Raw genomic sequence first — 3,734 nt, forward strand, 5'->3', positions numbered from 1 at the left:
GCAATAAAGAACTTCAATGTGCGGAGTCTTGTAGGACTTTTCCTTACTTGCTGTAGCTCATCTATTTAAACACCGAACACCCCCCCATCTTCCCGCACACCTAGGCACACTGGCCTCTCGCGTACCTGTTCTTTTTATACGCGCCATGAACTTCCTACGCCTTGGTACATATGGCGGGTGATCCCCGACTGGCTAAACGGCGAGCTTTTCAACCGACTGCATGGCCGCAGCCTTGAAGATGGATATCACCGCGATGAACTCACCCGACTCCACCATGCCTCGTCACACCCGCCTGCATTCCCTTGAGGCCCCCTTGCCCCTGAATCAACTTCAAGTGGAACGCTGGGTCGGCCATGAAACCTTATCCGAGCTTTACCACTGGAACGTACTGGCCCTCGGGACCGATCACACCTGTGCGCTGCAACCCTTGCTCGGCACAAAAATCACCCTGCTGACCACCCTCGCCGATGGCCGCTACAGCCGCCGCAGCGGTTTGCTCAGCCACATCAGCCGCCAGGGCAGCGACGGCGCCCTAACCCGCTATCACCTGACCCTGGTGCCCTGGCTGTGGACCCTGACCCAGGGCTTTCACTCGCGCGTGTTCCAGGACAAAACCGTGCAGGCGATCATCGAACAGGTCTTCGCCGGCTATGAACGTTACGCCCGTTGGCGCTTCACTGGCGACGCCAACCGCTTGCTCAGTCAGGTTCGCCCCCGCAGCTACTGCGTGCAGTACCGCGAAAGCGACTTTGATTTTGTGCAACGCATCCTCGCCGAGGAAGGCCTGGGCTATTGCTTTGTCGAGGATGAACAGGCCCCCGCCGGCCATTGCCTGGTGATCTTTGGCCACAGCCCGCTACTGCCCGAAGACCTCACCTCAGCCAGCACCGACGGCCTGCGCTATCACACACCCGGCGCGGTGGAAGAACAAGACAGCGTGGAATTCATGGGACAACGCAGCCAGTTGAGCCCCAATCGCATCACCCTGCTGAGCAGCAATTACAAAAGCCGCCGGGCCATCAGTATTTCACGCGCCCTCGGGCCAGGACGTGCAAGCCTGGAAAGCTACGACCCGGTTGGCGACTACGCCTTTGCCGACCACCGGGAGGCCGAGCATTACCTGCACCTGCACAATGATGCATTGCAGGTCGACAAACTGCATTGGAAAGGCCGTGCAACCGTGCGCAGCGCCCGTGCCGGCACGCACTTTCAAGTACTCAAGGCGCCCTGGACCCAGGCCAAACACCTGCACGGGCAGAAACGTTTCCTCTTCACCCAGGTACACAGCTACGGCATCAACCACCTGGACAGCGGCACCCCACTGGACGAGGCTGACCTGACCCGGCGATTGTCACTCGACGAGCTGGACCCCCTCGTGCAGGCCCAAGCCCAGCGCAGTGGTTTTGGCCAGCAGTTCAAGGCCGTGCCGCACAGCCAACCCTGGCGCCCGACGCTGGCCGATGGCACCGGCCAACGGCTCAATCCCGTGCCCACCGCCCCCGGCGCGCAAACCGCCATCGTCGTCGGCCCCGACGGCCAGACCACGCCGGGCAGTGGCAGCCCCTTGTATTGCGATGCCTTGGGGCGTGTGCGGGTGCGCTTTCACTGGCAAGCCGAGGAAGATCGTGGTGGTTGTTGGCTGCGGGTGGGGCAAGCCGCTGCCGGCGATGGCGCCGGGACCCAGTTTCTGCCGCGCATCGGCCAGGAAGTGCTGGTGCATTTCATCAACGGTGATATCGACCGACCGATTATTTCCAAGGCCCTGTACAACGGTCGCGGCGAGGGGGGCGAGGCCCCGACACCGGGCGGTGTTCCCGGCGAGCGCCAGTTGTCGGTCTATAAAGTGGCCAACGACCGACACCCCAGCGCCGAAGCCAACCTCACGGGCGGCAACAGCCCGGCCTGGCACGGTGGCTGCGCGAACGACCAGTTGCACCGCAACGCGGCGGCGATGTCGGGGTTCAAGACCCAGGAATTCGGTGGCCAGGGCTATAACCAACTGGTGTTCGATGACAGCGACCAGCAAGGCCGCATCCAGATGGCGACCACCCAAGCCCACAGCCAGCTCAACCTGGGCCATTTGATTCATCAGGCCGGCAACTACCGGGGCAGTTTTCGTGGCCAGGGCTTTGAACTGCGCACCGACGCCTACGGCGTCCTGCGTGGCGCCAAGGGCCTGCTGCTCAGCACCTACGCCATCGAACCGCAAACCCCGGCGGGCGATGCCGTTGCCGCGCAAGCCCTGCTGCAACGCCAGCGTGATATCGCCGCCTGTTTTGACCTGGCCGCGCAAATCCACCAAAGCGTCCCCCTGGCCAGCCATCGCGGGGTAAAACAGGCCAACCAGAGCGCGCTGATCAACGATCAGGCACCGCTCAAGGCGTTGCACACCAGCCTGAACACCACCGTCACCCCCGAGCAACTGGCCAAGGCCGCGGGAGAGGCCTTGCAGCGCCAAAGCCACCACGCCATCCCCCACAGCGGCGACCCCTTGCTGACCCTCAGCGCCCGCGACAGCATCGCCAAGATCGCCGGTCAATCACTGCAATGGAGCGCTGGCGAAACCCTCACCCTCGGTAGCGGCTACAACACCCAGATGGTCGCCGGCTACAGCGTGCGCCTGCACAGCGGCCAGGCCATCGGCTACCTCGCGGGCGCGCAACAGGCCGATGACATCGGCATCAGCCTGATCGTCGGGGACGGCGCGGTGGATATCCAGGCGCAACAGGACGACCTCCACCTCAATGCCCAAGGCGAACTGAAGATTCTCTCGATCAATGCCGAAGCGGAAATGGCGGCGGGTAAAACCCTGCACCTGGCCGTGGAGGGCGGTGCGAGCGTGACCCTTGAAGACGGCCATATCACCTTCAGTTGTCCGGGGACAATCAAGGTACAGGCCAGTGCGCATCAGTTCGAAGAGCCCAGTAGTTCCCACTTCGGCCTGCCGCTGTTCCCGCAATCAGTTTGTGTGGAATGCATGCTTAAAGCGGCGCGTAAAGGCGCGCCCTATGCGGAGTTACAGTAATGGCGCTGATGTTTGCCTACGACCCGCCCACGGCTAACGCCACCCTTGAGGTACAGACCTGGATGCAATCCGAACCGCCAGCACCCTATTGGGCGCTGGTGGATGTGGCGCTAGTGGGCTCGGACCGATTTAAAGCGACCGCCCGCCGCCATCGCTGGACACCTGTCAATGCGCTGGCGAATACGCCGTTGCAAGCCTTTGGCGAAGTGGCACCGCACCTGATCGCGATCAGTGAGGTGCCGCAACAGCGCACTGCGCAAATCGAACAACTGCTGCGACTCACCGCCGGCACACCGGCCCTCAGTTGGCTGCGCAGTGCCTACCCCGAGCCGGCGTTGCAAATGCTGTTCGGCTATCTGGCCAAGGCCCAGGTTCAGGAGCGGCCCAAACCGGTTCATCTGCGCTTTGCCGACACCCGTATTCTGCCGGGGTTGCTGCAAACCCTTTCTCCGACCCAGTACCGGCGCGTACTCGATATCGTTCAGGGCTGGCGCTGGTTTGCTCGTAGCGGAGAGTGGCAGACAGGGCCTATTGAGCCTGTATCAGTCGACGCCGCCGAGATGGACTCAGAAACGCATCTGCGCCTGTCGACCGAGCAATTTGATCAATTGCTGGCAGACGCGGAAGCCGATGGCGTGTTTTACCGGTTGATGCTTGAACACCCCGTGCTCGTACCGCCTCAACAACGCGCCGCCTTCCATCAACGCCT

The 3,734-nt window shown here is 62.5% G+C and carries 2 protein-coding genes; both read left to right on the plus strand.

Features of this window, described 5'->3' with window-relative positions; genetic code table 11:
• The first annotated feature begins 253 nt into the window (after positions 1-253).
• Entirely contained in the window at positions 254-3,025 is a 2,772-nt protein-coding gene (locus BMX68_RS24795; RefSeq protein ID WP_074862775.1) for a type VI secretion system Vgr family protein, read from the plus strand.
• The coding region (locus BMX68_RS24800) for a DUF4123 domain-containing protein (protein ID WP_017129753.1) at positions 3,025-3,734 on the plus strand (710 nt) is incomplete at its 3' end. The genes BMX68_RS24795 and BMX68_RS24800, both read left to right, overlap by 1 nt.

Source organism: Pseudomonas agarici, from assembly GCF_900109755.1.
Taxonomy (GTDB): domain Bacteria; phylum Pseudomonadota; class Gammaproteobacteria; order Pseudomonadales; family Pseudomonadaceae; genus Aquipseudomonas; species Aquipseudomonas agarici.